Here is a 22,338-nt window from a genome sequence, read left to right as displayed (position 1 = left end):
TGCTGACAAAAAAAAGGACAAGAAAAATACCAATATATCTAACAATCCTGGCTGATTAGCTCTTTACCGAGAAACTCAGATCCCCGATTTGTTGAAATATACATTTGGTGAATAAAGGGAAAGCCCCTCATCCTAACGATAAAAAAAGGTTTTGCGTAGGCTTACATGATGAAGATTGCGCCGTAAACCCGATAAAATCCTTGGGGTGAGGGTTCATTTATGAATAAAAACCCAGGCATAACTTGGCGTAGCTCAACATTATACTCCGCGCCCCTTTGCGTTTACCTCCGCGAACCTTTGCGTTAAAAAAAATATTATTTCACTCAACTGAAAACCGCTATAATTCTTTAATTTTTTAACCTTTAGAATTTTGGGTAAGGCTGATATGATACCGATAACCGCGTGTAATCTGCCATATCGCCCAAAATTATGCTCACTACGCCCAGACACACCAACAAGCTATCCCTCTTTTTCCTTTTCTGTTTTACCCTACTCCTAACTCTCTTCCTCTCCTTGCCTTGGGTTAGTGCTACAGAAAAACCTAAGCCCAAACCAGAAGCATGGCAGATTAACGGTATCGTAGCAGCCCTAACAGACCCAATACCAGAAGTCAGGGCTAAAGCAGCAGAACACTTACAGGAATATCAGCTAGATAACCCTAAATCCCAGATAAAAAATTATGATGAGCTTGTAAAAAAGCTTGCCGAACAGTTGCAAGATAAAGATTCCGCAGTTTCCCGTAGTGCAGCAGCAGAGGCACTAGGGCAGATGCAAGCCAAGGAAGTAGTTCCACAACTTGCCCTCCTGCTCAAAGATTCTGAAACGTATGTCCGTAGAGCAGCAGCACAGGCACTAGGGCAGATGCAAGCCAAGGAACAAGCTCCACAAGTTGCCCTCCTGCTCAAAGATTCTGACCCTGATGTCCGTTATGCAGCAGCACAGGCACTAGGGCAGATGCAAGCCAAGGAAGTAGTTCCACAAGTTGCCCTCCTGCTCAAAGATTCTGACTGGAATGTCCGTAATGCAGCAGCACAGGCACTAGGGCAGATGCAAGCCAAGGAAGTAGTTCCACAAGTTGCCCTCCTGCTCAAAGATTCTGACCCGAATGTCCGTAGAGCAGCAGCATACGCACTAGGGCAGATGCAAGCCAAGGAAGTAGTTCCACAAGTTGCCCTCCTGCTCAAAGATTCTGACTGGAATGTCCGTAATGCAGCAGCACAGGCACTAGGGCAGATGCAAGCCAAGGAAGTAGTTCCACAAGTTGCCCTCCTGCTCAAAGATTCTGACTGGAATGTCCGTAATGCAGCAGCACAGGCACTAGGGCAGATGCAAGCCAAGGAAGTAGTTCCACAAGTTGCCCTCCTGCTCAAAGATTCTGACTGGAATGTCCGTAATGCAGCAGCACAGGCACTAGGGCAGATGCAAGCCAAGGAACAAGCTCCACAAGTTGCCCTCCTGCTCAAAGATTCTGACTCTGATGTCCGTAGTGTAGCAGCACAGGCACTCATAAAAATAGGGCAGCAAGATTTGCCTGTTGTTGTGCCAGTTCTAGATTCAGTTCACTATTATCCCTCTGAGATTGGTCAAATTAGGTTTTTAGCTCATTTTTTGGGAGGTGGTAAAGCACAAGTAGAAACCCTCATGCAATGGGTTGGTAAGCCTAAAATGCCACCAAATAAACTAAATCATAATGAGGGAGTGGAAGCAATGACAGTTTTCCAGACAGCTTGGAAACATCGTGATTCTCTGCCAGAATTGCAAAGAGAGCTGGAACGACAAATTTCCGAAGTTGCTGCCAACAAAACAATTATCTGGAAAGCTCAGAATATTAAATTATTGCAAAATCATTACAGCAATCTCAAAAAAGTTAACTCCACTCACGCTAATACACTACAGTCAGTAATTAATAATGTGGAATATCGGCAATGGTTTTTCAACACCAGAATCACCATCATCACTCACGCAGCCTTTTGGTTAGCCCTCATCTTTGCCTACCCCAAATTTCCCCAAGTCCAAGCCATCTTCTTCTGGAACCCTTGGGTAAGACGCATTGGTGGTATTGGCTATGTGGGCTTTCTCCTCACCTGGTTTCCACCCTTCCGCCGCAAATTATTTGAACCCTTCAAACCTTCCCTATTAGCCGATGCCCGTTTAGATAATTTTAATACCCAATCATACTTCCCAGAGTCCAGAGTCAAAATTCCCGGTTCAGACGACATTATCCCCATTACCGAGGCTTTACCCAGTATTCAAGGACAAATCATTTTAGAAGGTGAATCTGGTTTAGGTAAGTCGATGTTTCTCCGCCATTTGCTGCAAAACTCCCAGCGCATTGTGGTTTTCCTCCCCGCCCAGAAATGTGCGAAAGGCGTAATTGAAGCAATTCAAGACAAACTACACGGTCAAGCCCAAGATGCCGATTTCCTAAAAAACCTGATTTACAGTGGCGCGATAGATATCTGCATTGACGGACTCAACGAAGTCACCGCCGAAACACGAGCAAAAATCACCCACTTTGTGGAAAGCTATTTCCGGGGCAATATTATCATGACTACCCAGCCCCTAGAGTGGACACCACCCTCAACCGCGAAAATATATAAATTGCAGTCTTTAGAAAAACAACAAATAGAAGAGTTTCTGATTTCCCGTCAACCGCAACTACCCCAAGATGCCAAAGTTCAAGGCGAAGATTACAAAACAGCTTGTATTGATTACCTGAAATCAGCCCTCAATTCTCAGCAAGCCCCAGAAGAATTAGACGCAGCTTACCGGATTCTTTCTAATCCAATGGATTTAACTATGGTTGCCCTAATGATATCACAAGGCAAATATCCTAACTTATTTCACCTGCAAGAAGAACAATATAATTTGATGGCGGCAGAATACCTTAAAGAATGGAATCAAGAATTTCCATTAAAGAAATTCTCAGCCGCCGTCTATGAAATGCGACTGCAAGATAAACAAGCTTTACCTGCGGATGAATTTCACCAAGTTGTCATGTCTTTAGCAGATGAAAAATACAAAATGGTAGTCAGCCGTCAGTGGAAGGAAAAAGAAGAAGCCAAGCAAGAATGGTACTTCCGCCACGATAAAATTATGGATTTCTTCTTGGTGCAGAACTTTATCGGTGAAAATGATGCCGCCGAAAGATTATTAGTTGATAGAATGAGTGACCCCCGATTTCGTGGGGTTTATTTTTTGTTAGCGACTTTATTACCCTTAGATGCAGCCAAAGAACTGCGGGAAGCATTGATTCAATACGCTGCTGATACTAAGGATAATACGGTAAGTAATACCTTTGTGCAGTTATTACGCTCTAGGTGAGATAATATTGAAAAAGCTGTTATGGATAGAAATTAAATAGAAAGCATCTCATTTTTTGTGTAGCTGGCGTGGCGACTTAGGTATAAACTCTATGAAACCTCACCCCAGCCCTCTCCTTATGAAGGAGAGGGAGCAGGAATATTGAGTTTTCTGCTGAAAAGTTGTTCTCACATACCTTTTACTTACATCCAATACTCCCCTCTCCTTACTAAGGAGAGGGGTTGGGGGTGAGGTTCTTTATTTCATTAAATAACCATGCACAACATACCCCACAAACCTGAATATGAAACCTCACCCCAGCCCTCTCCTTATGAAGGAGAGGGAGCAGGAATATTGAGTTTTCTGCTGAAAATTGTTCTCACATACCTTTTACTTACATCCAATACTCCCCTCTCCTTACTAAGGAGAGGGGTTGGGGGTGAGGTTCTTTATTTCATTAAAAGCCATGCACAACATACCCCACAAACCTGAATATGAAACCTCACCCCAGCCCTCTCCTTATGAAGGAGAGGGAGCAGGAATATTGAGTTTTCTGCTAAAAAGTTGTTCTCACATACCTTTTACTTACATCCAATACTCCCCTCTCCTTACTAAGGAGAGGGGTTGGGGGTGAGGTTCTTTATTTCATTAAAAGCCATGCACAACATACCCCACAAACCTGAATATGAAACCTCACCCCAGCCCTCTCCTTATGAAGGAGAGGGAGCAGGAATATTGAGTTTTCTGCTAAAAAGTTGTTCTCACATACCTTTTACTTACATCCAATACTCCCCTCTCCTTACTAAGGAGAGGGGTTGGGGGTGAGGTTCTTTATTTCATTAAAAGCCATGCACAACATACCCTATAACCTTAACATTAAATCTCCGCCCAAACCTGATTATAGTAATATTTATACATCACCAAATTATCAAATTAAAACTTATGGTGAATGTAATCAGGGAACTTATGTAAAAATCTATATTCCCGAAAACCCATATTACAAAAATGAGAGTATTCCCCAGGCGGTGATTTATCTACATGGTTTTGCTTTGGGTGCATCGGAAATTTATAGCACTCATTTCCCGCCTCAGATTCTAATATTCCGGCTTTTGTGCGTAGTGTAATTAATAAATTGGGAGGCTTTAAAGATCAAGTTAATATTAAAGAAACTGGTATTAATTTAAATGTACCTCTGGCCATTCTCCACGGTAATGAGGATACAGTAATTCCTAAACAAGATTGGGTGACACCATTTAACCAATTTATCGCCACTAATCACAAGAAAATGTTTCTTTCTTTTACTGATAAGCATGGCTATGAACCAATGTATGCTAATCATGAACAGGCGACTATAGACACCAGCTTTTTTCCTAATTTTTTGGCGAAATCGGTTTTAGATGGTGTGGGTAGAGAAAATAATTTGAACTGGCGTTATATCTGGTATGCACTTGATCAAGTTATCCGCTTTGGTGCTAGGGCTGATGAGTTACAATTCAATTTGGGCGAATGGTCGGATGGTCAGCCGGTTAACCCGATTGAGGTTTATCTGTGAAGTCTAGACATGGTTTTTGTGAAAGTCACATTTTAGAATGGTGCGTTGCGCTGTGCGACAACACACCCTACAAAACATAATTTTGACGAATTAAATACCGTGATTGTGCGATTAGACCTTAGTATATTTATCGACTATCTTGGCTAAGTCTGGTACTGCTTCTTCTACGTGTTTCTTGGCGGAACCACGGAATTTTTCATAGGTTCCTTTGATAATTTGACGCTGTGTGTTCTTGACTCTAGCATCGGTAATGCCTAGCATAGCATCTGCTGTTTGAGAACGACTGGCGATGAGGTGAGCGGCGGGATCACCCTTTTCTATACCCTCACTCCAGAGAGGATCAAGGGCTGTCAAGAACTGCGGTAGCAGCTGCTCGACAACGTAGGGGATGTATCCGGGTTTTACTCCTTTTAAGGCTGAGAAGGCAGTTTTTAAGGCTATACCACTCATTCCTGATTTGGCAGCTAGTTGCTGGTCAATCATTTTGCAGCAATCATCTACAACCATAGCCTTTTTGTTTGGACTTAATAGCTGCTCACTCAATCTCATTTTATTCCTCCTGAATATCCATGCAATTAATTACTCTAGAAAAGGGAAATTTTAGCTAATTTCATTAGCTTATATCATGTCCGCGTGATTGCTGATCAAACCCGGAATTCTACTAAATTTAATTTTTCAGTAATCTCAGTCCACTGAGTGTAACTAAAACTGTGGAACCTTCGTGACCAATTACGCCGATGGGGAGGTTAATGTTACCTAAAAAGTTACCGATTAACAGCAACAAAATAAACCCTAGAGCTACAACTATATTCTGTTTGACCACAGAGTGCGATCGCCTGCCCAATTCTATAGCTGTGGCGAGTTTCTCTAACTTATCTGCCATTAATACTATATCTGCTGTTTCCAAGGCGACATCACTGCCGGCGATGCCCATAGCAATACCTACAGAAGCCTGTGCGAGGGCGGGAGCATCATTAATGCCATCCCCCACCATCGCCACGGTTTGATACTCTTCCTGAAGCTTACGGATGACATCCAGCTTATCTTCTGGGAGGAGTTCGGCATAAACTCGGTCAATACCGACAGTTTGCGCCACACTGTCAGCTGTACGTTGATTATCGCCGGTAATCATGACAATTTGCTCAACTCCCAATTTTCGCAATCGGGTAATCATGGCTGCTGCTTCTATTCTGAGCATATCGGAAATGGCGATCGCACCCATAACAACTATTCCCCTCTTCGCTTGCGGGTTCTTTACTACCCAAACCACCGTTTTACCTTCATTTTCCAGAGATTGCGCTGATTTTTGTAACTCCTCTGGGAATTGGGTAACATATTGCTTGATAAAAGCTGTATTCCCCACAAACACCTGTTCGTTATTGACAAAGCCGACAATTCCCTGTCCGGGTATAGCTTGGACATCAACCCCACGCACCCAGTCTGTACCAGAGGCCTGGACAATAGCTTTACCGATGGGATGTTCTGAACAAGATTCCAAAGCGGCTGCGGCTTTTAATACCTCAGCTTCCGAATATTCACTATTAGTAATTACTTGAGATACTTGGACATTGCCTGTAGTTAGAGTACCAGTTTTATCAAAGGCGATCGCCCGAACTTTACCAATTTTTTCCAACTGCGCCCCATTCTTAAACAAAATCCCCTGTCGCGCCCCATTCGCAATTCCTGATAACAGTGTAGGCATAATTGCCGCCATCAGCGCACAGGGAGAAGCCACCACCAAAAAAGTCAAAGCCCGATAAATCGTAGTTTCCCAACTCCAACCCCAAATAAACGGCGGTAAAAATACTAAGAATATTCCAGCTACCACAATTACCCGCGCATATATCCGTTCAAATCGTTCAATAAACTCTTGAGAAGGGGGTGCTTCCGTCTGTGCTTGTTCCACCAACCGAATCACGCGCTGAATTAAACTACTAGAAGCTGGTTTATGTAACTGAAGCTTCAAAGCCCCAAAACCGTTCAGCGTTCCCGCAAAAACTTCATCTCCTACCGACTTCTCTATGGGTAAAGACTCCCCTGTAATTGCGGCTTGATTTAGGGTACTATAACCAGAGATAATCAACCCATCAGTGGGAATCAACTCACCGGGTTTCACAATAATTTCATCACCCACCTTCAGCTGAGTAATGGGAAGCATTTCTTCCTCTCCCTGAAGTAAAACCCTAGCTGTATCTGGAGTCAGACTCATTAAACCCCGGATACTCTTCTCAGTGCGGCGCATAGCGTAACCTTCCAAAGCGCCACTAATCGCAAAAATGAGAATCAAAATCGCCCCATCAATAATTAGATAATATTCCCTGCGCCATAAACCCAGACTAGCAGCACCCAGCGCCGCCACAATCATCAGTAAATCAACATCCAACTCCCTTTCCTTAAACAGAGTCGTCAAACCCTCACGGGCGCTGTCATAACCACCAATCACATAAGCAGCAGGTAAAAACAGCAAAGCCCAACCCAACCAACCGATATGTAAAGCCAACCAACCCAGAAACAACAGCATTCCACAAACCAAAGCTGCTAAAGTATCAGAATGTTCCTGAGTAAATTCTCGAAAACGCTGAGGGTAAAGCATAAAAATTCCTCAAATAATTACCCCCTCACCCTAAACCTTAACATTACTGTCAATGTCAACCCTCAAAGAAAAACCGGCGTTGCTGAATTAAGATATGAATTTATTTCACGCAGAGGCGCAGAGTCGCAGAAAAGAAGAGTGGAGGAGATGTATTTTTGGAATTTCATATTCAAATTCAGCAACGCCGAAAAACCTCTCCGCGCACCTCTGCGTTAACCTCAGCGTACCTTTGCGTTGAAAAAATATTTACCAAAAAAGTATTTTTACCAGATAATTAACTTTATTCAATACTCTGAAATAACAATGCTACTAAAAAAAGCAATCACACGGATTCCGAGATTATCTTTGCAATCACCTTGGTTGATTATAATTATTTTTTCCACTCTCAGTTTCATAGGTATTCTCAACCATTCAATGTGGCGAGATGAACTAAATCCTTGGCTAATTGTCAGAGATAGCGAATCCTTTGGAGATTTAATTGCCAATATTCATTATGAAGGACATCCAGTGCTGTGGTATTTTTGTCTAGCAGTTCTCAGACAAATTGCTGAAAATCCCGTGATTATGCAACTTTTTCATTTAGCAATTGCAATTAGTTCAGTTACTATCTTTTGCTTATATAGCCCCTTTAACTATCAACAGAAATTTCTCTTTTCCTTTGGTTTCTTTCCTTTTTATGAATATCTTGTCATTTCGCGAAATTATGCGTTTAGTATGCTGTTTCTGTTTGCGGCTTGTACAGTTTATTCATCGAGAAAAAAAACTTATGTTTACTTAGCAATTTTATTAGGTTTACTGGCAAATAGTAGTGCTTACGCCTTATTTGTCTCATTCTCTTTGTTGTTGACTTTGCTAGTGGAATTTTGTTTTGATATTGATCATCGAAATCAATATTTTAGTCAAAGCCACAAATACGACTTATTTTTAAGTTTAGGAATTATCATATTTTCTTTGATTTTATCCGTTTATATTATTAGTCCTCCAGCAGACAGTTATCTTCATGGTGGGTTAAATGATGGATGGGTGAATCAATTCGATTTGCGTCATTTATTAAGAAGTCTCGGCAGATTATTTGGTGGTTATTTATTAATAATTCCCACACATAAAAGATGGCTAGATTTAATTGTGTGTGGTTTGATTATTTTATTTATTGTAGCTTTAACTGTAATTAAGTTATCTAAAAATCCCTTGGCGTTGTTTTTCTATATCATAGGTAATTCGGTAATATTGGCGTTTACCTACTTGAGATTTTTAGGACAGCCTCGACATTTTGGGCATTTTTATTTAATTTTTCTCGCAGGGTTATGGCTGGGAAGTTACTATCAAGAGTCTACATTTTTCATCAATAAATTTTCTCTAAAAGCACAAACAATTAAATTTGCTGAGAAATGGCATTATATAGCCTTTATGCTGATTTTGTATGTGCAGTTTATCGGCGGAATTGGCAGTTTTACGAAAGATTTAATTATCCCATTTTCAGCCAGTCGGGAAACTGCTAATTATATTAAAAAAAATCAGTTAAATGATCAATTTATTGTAGCCAGTCGAGATGCGAATATGGCGGCTATATCTGGTTATCTGGGACGAAAATTATATTATCCTGAACGGGAAGAAATGGGAAGTTTCACACTTTTTAAAGCAGGTCGAAAAGATGTAGAACAACCTGAAATTTTAAAACAAATTACTTCTCTGTTAACAAATCAACCGGACACCAGGAAAATTTTGTTGATTTTAAATAAAAAACTCAATGAAAGTCGCCAGGATTTAAAGATTGTGCCGATCCAAAATTTCGAGAAAGCTTGGGTGGATGATGAACGATATTATCTTTACTGGGTAAATAAAGTTTAAAGTAAAGAAGCACTAACACAGGTGATATACTGCCAATGAATGCTGGTTTATTCACTATCAAAGAGTTTACAGAAGCTGTAGGGGGTGGAATTACTCCGCGCATGGTGAGACATTACCATCAATTAGGACTATTGCCACAACCAGAGCGATCGCCTAGCAACTACCGACTGTACACAGATAGAGATATAATCAGATTGCAGCGTATCGTCGCCTTAAAAAACCAAGGCTTTCAACTCAACCATATTCGCCACATTTTAGAAGTTGAACCACAGACAGACAACCTCATAGAACAACTCCAGCAACAATATCGGGCTGTGATGCAGCAAATAACCCAACTGCGACAAACAGCTTCAGCATTAGAGAATTTACTCGGACGCGATCGCCATTGTCAAATCATGCAAGCCGAGGTGTTATCCCAACTCAAACATTTAGAAGTAGAAACCCAAGTTGGCATAGGAGAACTCAATCAATTGTGGAGTGGCTTAGATGCAGAAGTACATCATCATCCAGAATCATTCACCGAATCATTGCAGAGAATTTTACCCGACTTATCCCAGCGTTCCGAAATTGAACAAGATTTAATTGCCCAATTAGTTCTAGCTTGCGGTGACGTTAGTTTAGTATCCTTCGTGAAAATCAGTCAAGGTGCGATCGCCGCCAGTCGAGAAAGCCTCAAATCCGGCTGTAAAATCGTCGTAGATATCCCCACAGTCGCCGCAGCCTTAGATCAAACCAGACTCACCCATCTAGGCTGTCAAACCATCACCTTAATAGACAACCCTCATATTACCAGCGCCCCAGAAGCCGAAGCCGAATTTTGGGAACAGCAGAAATGGCGAAAAAAACTCACCCAAATCAGCGAAAACAGTATATTAGTCATAGGATACGCCCCCTCAGTCCTGTTAGAAATCTGCCAAGCCATAAACCAGCAAAAAATCCAACCCGCCCTGATTATAGGCTTACCCATAGGCTTCAGCCACGCCCCCGCAGCCAAACGGCGACTCATGCAACAACCAATACCATACATCACCATAGAAGGAACCCTTGGAGGAGGACTCCTAGCCGCCACAACCCTCAACGCCCTAGTAGAAACCCTAATCAACAAACCAGACTGCCACTGCCATCTTACCTGCTATATAAAACCTAGACAAAACTAGACTTTACTTTCTACTTCAACGGGAGCATGGGAGCAGTTATCCCTCAGTAGACTTTCACGCCTTAGCCAGACGCGATTGTGTTCCAATTAAGTTTCTGAAAAAGACTACCACCATCATTGCTTGGTTTTCGCGTCGGCAATAGTCTCAATTCAATACTTGATATCACCGTATTATATATCAAGTAGTTGATTTTTTCCTAAAATATATATTGATTTTTGTCAATATAAGTATAGTTTTGTCTATGAAATTGTCAACTTAGGACTTGCTCCTAACCTCTCCCCTGGTGCGCCTGGTGCGCCTCTGCGTGAAACATCCTACCTCCTTTACAAAATCAACCAACTGAGTTAGGAATTGAAGTTTTAATTTAACGAACCGCCAAGTACGCCAAGTACGCCAAGTGAAGAAAGAGAGAATTTCACGCATTGTTTCAAATTCGTAGTATAGATGTATAATTAGCGCTGTCTCCTCCGGCATTAAAAGATAAAATTTAAGACTGTCCAGCTTTCTGTACCTAGATAAAGAGCATGATGTGGCAACAAGAAAAAAAAGATAGTGCAATAGTCAGTCTGGCATTATTACTGTCCTTAGCTACTACCCCTATGGCAGTACATTTGTTCGTGCCGACACCAGTGCTGGCACAATCTGCCACTGAGGCTGAGTCTTTTCCACTACCGGAAACCTTGGAAAATGGGACTAAGGTGCGGATTGATGGTTCTATGAGCTTGACTGCAATCAACCAAAGTTTCAAACAAAGTTTTGAGCAAAAGTATTCTGGTACGAATGTAGAAGTTACAGCCAATGGCACTAATGCGGCTATATCAGCTTTAATAGATGGAAAAGTTGATCTAATAGCGATCTCGCGGGCTTTAACTCCAGAAGAACAAGCACAAGGTTTGGCACAAGTCAAGTTTTACGAAGAAAAAATTGCCATCATCGTGAATACAGATAATCCTTTTCTGGGGATTTTGACAGATCAGCAATTCGCCGACATCTTCCGGGGAAAAATTACAAAATGGTCGGAACTGGGAGGAAATGAAGGTACAATTAGATTCATTGATCGTCCGGAAAGCAGCGAAACCCGCCAGAGATTTCGCACTTATCCTTCCTTCCAAGGTGCTGAACTGACCACAGGCTCTAATGCTACCCAAATAGAAACGGATAACACTGCCGAAATTGTCCAACAATTAGGCAAGGACGGTATTAGCTATGCAATGGTTCATCATCTATCACAACTGCCAAATCAGCGCGCGATTCCCATTAATCAAACTTTGCCAGATAATCCTAACTATGTCTATTCCCAGCCTTTATATTATGCTTACAGGCAAAATCCTAGCCCCAATGTCGCCAGTTTTCTCGGCTTTGTTCTAGGTTCAGAACAGCAAACTATACAAGCCGCCATAAACGCCGCCTCCGGGTTGCTGGCGACACCTCCAGCCCCCCAAGAGGAACCAGAAACGGTCACGAATCCTACTGTCGATCCTCAGACTATAGCAGATGGACAACAGCCTCCCGAAACTACTTTTATTCCTGATGAAATACCTTTGTGGTGGCTTTTGTTACCTACGGCTGTGATCGTTGGCTTACTAACGTGGGTTTTCCGATCGCGCCTATGGACAAATCAAGCTGAAAATAAAGCTCCCAAGGGGGAAGATGAGGCATCAACGGTCATAGATGATATCAGTATTACGCCTTTAGTTGGTGAACCTTTAGCTGAAACAGCCTCAAATGATGCCGGCGAAGAAGTCGATGAGCAAAAATCATTTCGGACAAGTGATTATAGTAATTTTACGGAATTGGAGTTTGTGGATGATGAACAATCCCCTTGGGATATAGAAGCACCGGCATCTGTGGTCAATATTCCTTACCCTCAATTAGCAGATGTATCTAAAGTCACCGCAGAACAGCCGCAGGTTCCAGAAGTGGGATCTGATGCCCAAATTTGGGAGATGAAAGACTCTAGTGACGAAACAGCAGAACAGCCCCAGGTAGAATCAGATTTAATTGAGGAAATTATCTCCCATGAAACTACAGATTTACCTGAAGATATGGACACAGAAGCCAATGTCTGGGATGAAACACCAGATAATCAGGTAGAAACTTCACATCCCACACTCCCAGAGATTCCCGAAGATATATTGAATTCAGTAGCGGATGCGGCTGAACCCATCAACGATGAGACAGTCTTTGAGCAGCCAGATGAAAGAAATATTTTTGCAGATGGTGACACCTTTGATTCTGAATCTGAAGGTGAAGTGGTTAATATTACTACGGAAGAGCCAGTATTTAATCTCAATGGGGAGCAAAGTATTGTCCTCCAGCCCCGAAATGCAGAATGGGTTTATGCAACTTGGTATATTGAGCCAAGTTCTCAACAAGCATTGCAAAATAATGGTATCTCTCAATTAGGGCTACGGCTATATGATGTCACGGATTTAGACTTGAGTGATCAGAGTCCTCAACTGGTGCAGCATTATGAACTAGAGTCGGAAATAGAACGTTATATGCCCATTCCCCAATGCGATCGCGATTATATGGCCGAAATCGGTTATATTACCCAAGGCGATCGCTGGGTAAAAATTGCCCGTTCCCCCAAGGTTCGCGTCTTGGCTACACCCCCCGAAGATACCACAGCCGACCCAGGATTCAACCTAGATGGGGAGCAAAGTATTGTCCTTAAGCCCCGCAATGCAGAATGGGCTTATGCAACTTGGTATATTGAGCCAAGTTGTCAACAAGCATTGCAAAATCACGGGATCTCTCAATTAGGGCTGCGGCTGTATGATGTCACAGATTTAGACTTGAGTGATCAGACTCCCCAACTGGTGCTGCACTATGAACTAGAGTCCAAAATAGAAGAGAAATATATCGCCATTCCCCAAAGCGATCGCGATTATATGGCCGAAATCGGTTATATTACCGAAGGCGATCGCTGGGTAAAAATTGGCCGTTCTAAAGGAATTCGAGTCTTTGGTCTACCCTTAACAGATAGTACAGCAGAAAATCTGCCCACAGCAGACACAACATTTGTGGATTTGCCCCAGACAAACCATGAAAGTACTATTATCCTGGAATCCCGCACCATCAAGTGGGCTTATGCGAGTTGGTATATTTCCCCAACTGACCAGCAAATCCTGCAAAATCACCGCAGTTCGCAATTATATCTGCGGTTGTATAATGTTACAGATGTAGACTTGAGTTCTCAGACTCCCCAAGTGGTGCAGCAGTATGAATGCGATGACATCACACGCGATCGCTATGTCTCCATTCCAGCAACAGATCATGAATACATTGCCGAAATCGGTTATATTACTCAAGCCAATCGCTGGGAGATGATTGTGCGTTCAGAAAGGATTCGAGTCTTCAGTCGTCCCCAAGCAGATTTTTGGTTTCTCGCAGATACCGAATTGATTATCCACGGTGCAACAGAACCCGGTGCAACAGTCAATATTGCTGGTAAACCCATCAAAATCAAACCAGATGGGACTTTCCACTTACGGATTCCGTTCTCAAATAACTCCATGAACTATATCATGACCGCAATTGCAGCCAATGGGGAACACAGTCAAACCATCCAAAAGACATTTTCCCAGGAAAATTCCCAACCCTAGAAATTCAAGTCTCCCCTCTGGTTACTTTCGTGTAGCGTCTCCCTTTCTCCCAAAGGGCTACCGTGTACACAGAAATGATTAAATTCTCAAAATCCTTTTTTTGTAGGGTGTGTTGTCGCGCAGCGCAACGCACCATCCCAAATTGGCGGTGGTGCGTTAGGACTAACTTCCATAACACACCCTACCTAAATGAAAGGTTTTTGGACTTGTGTGTACACTAGAAATTCAAGTCTCCCCTCTCCTTAGTAAGGAGAGGGGTTGGGGGTGAGGTTCCCCCCTCATCTCAAACATTAAGCAGGTTCAAAGTTCATCGCCACACCATTCATACAGTAGCGCTTACCAGTGGGCGCAGGGCCATCATTAAACACATGACCTAAATGTCCACCACAGTTGCTACAATGTACTTCTGTTCTCGTCATAAAAAATGACCGATCTACAGTAGTAGCGATCGCTCCTTCAATGGGTTGATAAAAGCTCGGCCAGCCAGTACCACTGTTAAACTTCGTCTCAGACGTAAACAATGGTTGTCCACAGCCAGCACAGACAAAAGTCCCCTGTTCATATTCCTTATCCAGTGGGCTAGTGAAAGCGGGTTCAGTACCATGTTTTCTTAAGACGCGAAACTGTTCCGGCGTTAAAATTGTCCGCCACTCTTCTTCAGGTTTAGTAATTGCAAACTGGCTTTTAGAAGTCGTCATGTTTTCTGAACCCCGGTTGATATTGCGTGATAAAATAGCCGTGCCAATAATTGCGGCACTAGCCTCTAAAAAATAGCGTTTGTTCATCATCTATATTTTAACTTAAGCAACTTTAGTCACCAAAACACAATTCATACTCTTCTGTGGTAATATTAGAGTTGGTTTGGAAATAATCACCCAGGCGATCGCAAGCATGATTGAGCAGCTGATTGAGGTTTAATGTTTGCAATTCTATCTCCTCAAGATTCCATAGTTTAATTGTGGCATCCTGACCCCCAGAAACCAGCATTTTACCATCAGGACTGAAATTAACGCTTTTGACATCGCCATTATGCCCAAAGAAAGTTTTCAGCAAAATCCCACTGTTAATATTCCAGAGTTTGATGGTATCATCATCACTAGCGGAAGCCAGCATTTTGCCGTCGGCTGAGAAGCTCACGTGAGTCACCAAACCACTATGTCCCTGGAAAGTTTGCAGCAGTGAACCGTCTAAATTCCACAGTTTAACAGTTGTGTCATCACTAGCGGAAGCAATCGTTTTGCCATCAGGAGCAAAATTAATACTCCATATACTAGCGCTATGTCCTGGGAAAGTTTTCAGCAGACGACCGTCTAAGCTCCAGAGTTTGATCGTTTTGTCCGCACTTGCAGAGGCGATAATTTTACCATCCGGGCTGAATTGGATATTAGTCACCCAACCATTATGACCGTCAAGAGTGTGCAACAAGCGACCATCACGACTCCAGAGTTTAATAGTTTTGTCCGCGCTAGCAGAAGCCAGAATTTGATCATCAGGGCTGAAACTCATACTCCTAACCCAATGCTTATGTCCCTTCAGGGTATGCAGCAAAGTCCCATCTCGTTGGCGAATTTGGATACTTTGGTCTGCACTTGCCAAAGCCACTGTCTTGCCATCCCTAGTAAAGCTAATGCTGGTAACATCTTCAATAGGAGAAGGCAGAGTTTGGAGTAATTCACCATTTAAATTCCAGATTTTCATGGTGTTGTCCGAACTGAAGGAAGTAATATTACTGCCATCAACAGTGAATTTGACATCATTAACACTACCTTTATGACCGTAAAAAGTTTGTGGTAAATTTCTTTCTAATTTCCATAATCTGATAGTATTATCATCACTAGCCGAAGCCAGTCTCTGGCTATCTGGGCTAAAACTCAGACTATTCACCTCATGGCTATGTCCTTGCAAAGTACCTAATAAATTACCAGCACGAGTCCAAAGTTTGATCGTTTTATCAGCGCTGGCAGAAGCCATTATTTTACCATCAGGAGAAAACTTGACTTGCCAGACCCCACCACTATGTCCTTCTATAGTTCTGAGCAAATTACCGTCACGACTCCACAGTTTAATCGTATGGTCAGCACTAGCTGAAGCAATTGTCTGACCATCGGGGCTAAAACTGACATCCAAAACTTCTCTGGTACTAGCTGGCAAAGTTGACAACAAACGACCGTCCAAACTCCAAAGTTTAACCGTGCCATCATCACTAGCTGAAGCCATAGTATCACCTTCTGGTGAGAAACTGACGCTCTTTACACTGCCGTTATGCCCGATAAAATTGACGAGTAACTTACCATTGCGACTCCAGAGTTTAGCGGTGTTGTCATTGCTCCCAGAAGCTAAAACTTCACCATTCGGTGAGAAACTGACGCTATTCACACTATGAATATGTCCGATGAGAGTTGTGAGTAATTTACCGTCACGACTCCAGAGTTTAATGCTATTGTCATTACTAGCAGAAGCCAACATTTTACCATTTGGGGAAAAACTCAGACTATTTACACCATCTTGATGTTCTGTGAGAGTTGCTAGTAAACTGCCATTACTACCCCAAAGTTTAATACTGTTATCAGCATAACCAGAAGCCAATATTTGACCATCCGGGGAAAAACTGACGCTGCTTACCCAAGAATTATGAGTCAATCGGTTGCGTTCTTGAGTTCCATAAACTGCCTGTTGGAGAATATTTGCAGTTTCAGCTTGGATATTTTTCGGGATTCCCGGAGTGATTTTTTGTACTTCCCTCCCGGCTTTGAGGCTAGTTACTAATGCTTCTAACTGCTGATGGGAGAGGAGAAAGTTTTCTGAGAGGGAATTTAAAGCCTGTATTTCTCGTAACTGGGCTTTTTGAGTTTGTTGGTAAGCTAAAACAGCTAAACTAAAAGCAGTCAGTCCCAGAATACTCATAATTCCCACAGTTCTTTGAGCTTTTCTGAGTCGATTTTTTTCTTTTTGTTGTTGGCGTTGTCTTTCGATTAAACAAGCTTGAATAAAACGTTGGACATCAACAGATACTTCGTCAGTGTAATTGACATAAATTTCTTCAGCTTCAGCCAGGCGAACACCTTGTAAGAGAAAGTCCGGTTGTTCACCGCTATTGCTCCACAAAGTTGCAGCTTGGGCAATTTGACGATGCGATCGCAATATCGCCCGATTTTCCTCCAACCACCAGCGCAAAGTTGACCAATAGCGAATCAGAACCTCGTGAGCTACTTCTATAGTTACAGGCGAAAATGAAGGGGATAGGAGAGAAGATTGTGATCCCAGCCCAACCTCTTCCGCTCTGCTCCCTGCTCCCTGCCCCCCTGCCTTTTTTCTGTCCCCAAACGCCCCTGCATCTTCTTCTAAATTCACCACTACCAACTTAGCAGCAATTAACACTTGTAACGTTCTTTCTACCAAAGCCACCGGATATTTTTTGACAATTAACTCAGACTTAAATACCCGTCGCCGAGTATCTTCCGTACCCTCACCCAACTGAGTCAACGACAGAAAAATCCACCGGGCGCACCCTTGAGCTTCTGAGTCTAAACTGTGATAAACACTTTGAGCTTTACTTTCCAGCGCACCTTTAATTCCCCCCAAATGCTGTTGGTAAGCTTGTAAAGTAATTGCGCCATTTGCGCGATATTCCCACAACTGTTCCAGAACAAATTCTAATAGAGGTAAATCCCCAGGAGAGTGCTGTAACTCCTGTAGCAGAACTTCTACCAATTCCGCCTCTACAGTTAAACCAACTTGTTCCGCAGGGTTAATGATAATCCGGCGATATTCTTCCTCAGTCAAACAGGGAGGTAACAGCAAACTCGACTGCTGTAACAACTTCACCAATTTTGGTACTTCTAAACAAGGGGCGATAAAATCAGCCCGCAAGGTGATAATTAATTTAAACTTTTCTGGTATGGATTCCAGCGCCCCTAAGACAACTTCTAAAAAACGCTGTCTATCTTCACTGGGTGCGATCGCAAATAATTCTTCAAACTGGTCTACTACTAAAACTACCATAGGTTCTGGGCGATGACGCACCCAATGAGCCAACCCTTCTACCCCCTGGAACAACATCCCTTCCAGTTGCAATTGTTGGTAAGCTTTTTCCTTTTCCGTACCGCTATCTACCAAACGGCGTGATAAAGCTTGCAGAGGATTTACACCAGGGCGAAAACTTCTCATCCACCAATCTTCGCTACCTGGTAATAGTTTTCCCCGTCGCAGTTGGGCGATTAATCCCCCCTGTACCACAGAAGATTTACCACTACCAGAAGCTCCCACCACAGCCATAAATGACCTTTGCTCCAAGTCACGAATTAGTTGCTGAACAACAACTTCTCTACCGTAGAAATACTGAGCATCTTCTTCCCCAAAAGCCCGTAATCCCCTGTAAGGACAAAGCCCCAAATCCACAGATCCTGTTGACTGAATGCCGCGATTTCCCGAATTAGAAGGTATAACTTCAATTACGCCTTGTGTACCAGATAGCCAGATATGCAGAGGTAAATCATGGTGACAGGATAATTGCAATTGGGTAATCCAAGCGGCGGCGGATAGGCTACGTTGGGGCGGGGCTGCTTCTAAGGTAGAATGTAAAGCTTGGGCAAATTGTTCGGGATGATTTTTCGGTGAAGCCGCCGCAATTATACATTGTCCTTGCTCAAATCCTAGTTGCAAATCTTCTACCCAATCTTGTAGAGGGTGCTTGTCATTTGCCACCGGACAATCTAAAATAATTATTTGTTGGGCATAAGTTGAACGCCTGAGTTGTTGTCTTAACCAAGAACGACTCAGCCGGATATTTTCTGCTAAAACTAAAGCAGGTTCACCAGCTTGAGTTTCCTCAATTCGTCCCCGTAAATATAACAGAACCGTAGCGAAAATTCTGGGGTGGTTTTGGGGTGCTGATTCTGTAGTTTGTAAACAAGCTTGAATAGTCGAGTGTAAATCCTGAGTGGTAACTTCTAAAGAGCGAGGCCAATACTCTAACTCAAAATTACCCATACCCCGTAATAGTTTACTCACAGCCAGGGTAGTCTGATTTGTCGCTAGTCCCTCTAATATTAATGCTTTTCGGCGAGAAGAGGATTCCACAAGGGCGGGTTTTAACCCCAGAATAACTTCCCCGACTCCTTCCACAATCCGCTTGGGTGTTTGCTGCGGATATTCTGAATATATATTGGTATCGCCTCTACTTTTATTTTGCTGATTAATCAGTCGTAATTGCTGATTAGTTTGCTCAATGTATTGGCGCGTTTGATGATAAACATATCGATAAAGTCCATCAGCATCAATCAAACCTTGGGGATCAGCCGCTTCACCACGCAACCCACGCATTAAATAATATGTAAATACGCCATGTCCCAATTCGGGAAATTCCCAGGATTGTTGATTAGTATCACAGGAAAGTAAAGCATAGAATCCTTTACTTTGTTTTGCTCGTTGGCGTAATAATTCCACCATCCCAGATGTAGGATTGGGTAAAGATGGTGTATTTATCTCACTTCTAGCACCTCGGAATGTTAAGCTACCACTATGACAAGCATCCAGCCAGACTAACTGAGTCTGCGCCTGACTATTTCCCAACACCTGCAAAATTTCCTGTAAACCTAAACCTGTGTGGAATAAGTCGTCTGTTTGAGTATCTGCTAGACACAAAAATGCTTGTTGGGAATTTGACTCTAGCATCCCATGTCCAGAGAAATAAAATAAAATTGTGTCCTGTGGTTGAGCAGCCGCAGTAATGTGGTTTAAACTAGCACGCACAGTGGAGATAGTCGGCAACCTAGAAGTTAAATCGTGGTGAACTCTCTGTTCAGTTTGGGGAAATCCTTGGGTTGCGTCGGCTAAAGCTGCTGCTAAACCCTGACAATCAACAGCTGAGTAGCGTAGTGAGGGTAGTCTCTTATCTTGGTATTTGTTGACTCCTACCAACAACAGCCAAAGTTGTGCTTCTCCCATTTCGAGGATATGCGTTGAGTGACTGGTAGCGACACCGAGTGGAGACATTTTAAATTTGCTGGGTAATTAGTAGGTTGTGCCACGCACCTATAGTAATATTACAACAAACTGACTATTATTCTTGTTCATTTGCCTTGTAGGTTAGTTGACGTGATTTTATGCAGTTTTGTGGCGATATAGCCTTTAGTAAGCTGCTGAAGTCCAGATTTATCTGTGTTTATCTGTGTCCATCTGTGGTCGAATAATTATGGATAGATTCTTTACCAGAACCTAAAAAACAAAACGTCACTGAGTCCTAAAGGACTTAAGGCGGCTTTCATCCCTTGCCTAAAGTACGAAATACGGCGCTGTGCGCCTGTTTCTCAAGGGTTTTCAGCCTGCCTTCCTTATAAAAAACGCCAAATTGGCGAGATTTATAGGATGAACTTTGTTAAAGTATTGATTGTAAAAGACTTGTGGGCTTAGTAGTCCAAGGTTTACTACACTTCAAGAGCATTGACTGCGGTGCTAATTCCATTAGTTCTGTTAATTATGCTCTGAATAGAAGATTGCTGCTAGATTTTCTGTAGTGATCTCAACCAATCCCTTCTTCTCGTAAAAGGGACAAATAGAATCATAAGTCCTTGTTGATTTACTCCTATCCATACCTCGTTCAACCATGATATGAACGGGGTATTTTTCATGTGACTTTCTGCAAGGCGATAGCTGGCGCTGACTTGTCAGTTCGCATGATGGCGGATATGCTCTTCCATAAAACTAGAGATGAAATAATAACTGTGATCGTAGCCTGTTTGGTAACGTAAGTTAAGCGGCTGATTCACAGAATTACAAGCTTGCTCAAATACCTCTGGGAATAATTGTGTAGCCAAATATTGATCAACAGTTCCTTGATCAATCAGAATGGGACTGTGATATCCTAGTTGCTGGATTAATTCACTCGCATCATAATTCCGCCAGGTTTCTTGATTGCTGCCTAGATAACGATTGAAGGTTTTTTGACCCCAAGGAGAACGCATCGGTGCAGTAAGCGGTGCAAAAGCTGAGAGAGCATAAATAAACGGAGTAATCTGTAGTTTATGTGAACCAAACCACTCAAAACATGAGTAAACGTTATCTAGGTCATAACACCTTGGGATTCGCTAGTCCCCTGCCATGTTGCTACTTATTAAACAATCCGCAAGGATAGTGTATTTAGCATAACAAGCTCAGATAACAAGGTTGAAGCAAACATTACCCTGAAAAGGTGAAATTTAAATGTCTAATTTTGTTCTAGTTCTTGATACCAACAAAAAACCACTTACTCCAATTCATCCAGGAGATGCACGTTTTTTATTAAATCAACAAAAAGCTGCTGTATTTAGAAGATTTCCATTTACCATAATTTTGAAAGAACCTAAATCTGAAGTTCCAACTCAACCGATTGAATTAAAAATAGATCCAGGGAGTAAAACTACAGGTTTTGCGTTAGTTCAAAATAATAAAGTCATCTGGGGTATGGAATTACAACACAGAGGTTTAGCTATTAAAGAAAGCCTAGAAACTCGAAAAGGAGTAAGGCGAGGAAGACGTTCTAGACATACTCGTTATCGTCAAGCTAGATTTCTTAACCGCACTAAACCTCAAGGTTGGTTAGCACCTTCTTTAAGCCATAGAGTTTTAACTATTAACACTTGGGTTAAAAGATTATGTAATTTTGCCCCAATAACTGACATAGTTCAAGAGCTTGCTAGGTTTGACCTACAGCAGCTAGAAAACCCGGAGATATCAGGCTTTGAGTATCAACAGGGAGAGTTACAAGGGTATGAAGTCCGTGAATATCTTTTGAATAAATGGAATAGAAAATGTGCATACTGTACTGCGGAAAATGTCCCTTTACAAGTTGAGCATATTAAACCAAAAGCCAAAGGAGGAACTAATAGAATTTCTAATTTGTGTCTAGCTTGTGAGAAATGCAATATCAAAAAAGGTACTCAAGATATTGAGAAGTTTTTAGCAAAAAAGCCTGAGTTGTTGAAGCAAATTTTATCCCAAGCCAAGCGTCCACTAAAAGATGCGTCTGCTGTAAATTCAACGAGATGGGCTTTATTTAATAAGTTAAAAGAAACTGGATTACCTATAACAACAGGTTCAGGAGGTTTAACTAAGTTTAATAGAACTCGTTTAGGATTGCCTAAAACTCATTGGATTGATGCTGCTTGTGTAGGAAAAGTTGAAACTCTCAAAATACTGACAACAAAAATTTTAACAGTAAAAAGCACGGGGCATAGTTGCAGAAGATTCTGTAGGATCAATAAATTTGGTTTTCCTTGCACTGAGCCTAAAAAAATATTC

Annotated in this window: 11 protein-coding genes and 1 pseudogene; 7 read left to right on the top strand and 5 right to left on the bottom strand. The window is 42.2% G+C overall.

Annotation, left to right across the window (positions count from 1 at the left end):
* The first annotated feature begins 513 nt into the window (after positions 1-513).
* From NSP_RS06020 to NSP_RS06010, 3 genes are all read left to right on the top strand, one after another.
* Positions 514-3,324: a HEAT repeat domain-containing protein gene (locus tag NSP_RS06020; protein WP_006195082.1), complete on the top strand. Its 2,811-nt coding sequence runs from the start codon at positions 514-516 to the stop codon at positions 3,322-3,324.
* An 827-nt stretch (positions 3,325-4,151) separates the two neighbouring features.
* Positions 4,152-4,427 carry a hypothetical protein gene (locus NSP_RS06015; RefSeq protein ID WP_006195080.1) on the top strand — a complete coding sequence of 92 codons (276 nt, stop codon included), beginning with the start codon at positions 4,152-4,154 and terminating at the stop codon, positions 4,425-4,427.
* Positions 4,415-4,855 carry an alpha/beta hydrolase gene (locus NSP_RS06010; RefSeq protein WP_006195078.1) on the top strand — a complete coding sequence of 147 codons (441 nt, stop codon included), beginning with the start codon at positions 4,415-4,417 and terminating at the stop codon, positions 4,853-4,855. Before NSP_RS06015 ends, NSP_RS06010 begins: the two co-directional genes overlap by 13 nt.
* A 111-nt stretch (positions 4,856-4,966) precedes the next feature.
* Here NSP_RS06010 and NSP_RS06005 read toward each other — a convergent pair whose 3' ends face one another.
* Complete coding sequence (locus NSP_RS06005; RefSeq protein ID WP_006195076.1) at positions 4,967-5,404, bottom strand: DUF6918 family protein; 438 nt, start codon at positions 5,402-5,404, stop codon at positions 4,967-4,969.
* Between the two features lie 118 nt (positions 5,405-5,522).
* Positions 5,523-7,448, bottom strand: coding sequence for a heavy metal translocating P-type ATPase (locus NSP_RS06000; protein ID WP_006195075.1), 1,926 nt, complete (start codon positions 7,446-7,448; stop codon positions 5,523-5,525).
* A 303-nt stretch (positions 7,449-7,751) separates the two neighbouring features.
* Here NSP_RS06000 and NSP_RS05995 point away from each other — a divergent pair, with 303 nt between their 5' ends.
* From NSP_RS05995 to NSP_RS05985, 3 genes are all read left to right on the top strand, one after another.
* Positions 7,752-9,296, top strand: coding sequence for a hypothetical protein (locus tag NSP_RS05995; protein WP_006195074.1), 1,545 nt, complete (start codon positions 7,752-7,754; stop codon positions 9,294-9,296).
* Between the two features lie 35 nt (positions 9,297-9,331).
* The gene (locus NSP_RS05990) at positions 9,332-10,453 is read left to right on the top strand and encodes a precorrin-8X methylmutase (RefSeq protein WP_006195073.1); all 1,122 of its coding nucleotides are present in this window, start codon (positions 9,332-9,334) and stop codon (positions 10,451-10,453) included.
* A gap of 524 nt (positions 10,454-10,977) precedes the next feature.
* On the top strand, positions 10,978-14,061 hold the full coding sequence (locus tag NSP_RS05985) for a DUF4912 domain-containing protein (RefSeq protein ID WP_231859543.1): 3,084 nt from the start codon (positions 10,978-10,980) through the stop codon (positions 14,059-14,061).
* 290 nt (positions 14,062-14,351) lie between these two features.
* Here NSP_RS05985 and msrB read toward each other — a convergent pair whose 3' ends face one another.
* The 3 genes and pseudogenes from msrB to NSP_RS05970 form a co-directional block, all read right to left on the bottom strand.
* A complete protein-coding gene (gene msrB, locus NSP_RS05980; protein WP_017803894.1) occupies positions 14,352-14,846 on the bottom strand; it encodes a peptide-methionine (R)-S-oxide reductase MsrB in 495 nt (164 codons plus the stop codon).
* 25 nt (positions 14,847-14,871) lie between these two features.
* On the bottom strand, positions 14,872-20,055 hold the full coding sequence (locus NSP_RS05975; protein WP_006195070.1) for an nSTAND1 domain-containing NTPase: 5,184 nt from the start codon (positions 20,053-20,055) through the stop codon (positions 14,872-14,874).
* A 671-nt stretch (positions 20,056-20,726) separates the two neighbouring features.
* Positions 20,727-21,056 (bottom strand): annotated as a pseudogene (locus tag NSP_RS05970) (alpha/beta hydrolase-fold protein); the annotation flags it as partial.
* A 205-nt stretch (positions 21,057-21,261) separates the two neighbouring features.
* Here NSP_RS05970 and iscB point away from each other — a divergent pair.
* A partial coding sequence (gene iscB / locus NSP_RS05965) for an RNA-guided endonuclease IscB (RefSeq protein WP_017803893.1) occupies positions 21,262-22,338 on the top strand: 1,077 nt, incomplete at its 3' end.

Origin of the sequence: Nodularia spumigena CCY9414, from assembly GCF_000340565.2 — a bacterium.
Classification (GTDB): Bacteria; Cyanobacteriota; Cyanobacteriia; order Cyanobacteriales; family Nostocaceae; genus Nodularia; species Nodularia spumigena.
The sequence above is the reverse complement of the archived record's forward strand: the minus strand, read 5'-3'. Positions and strand labels throughout refer to the sequence as shown.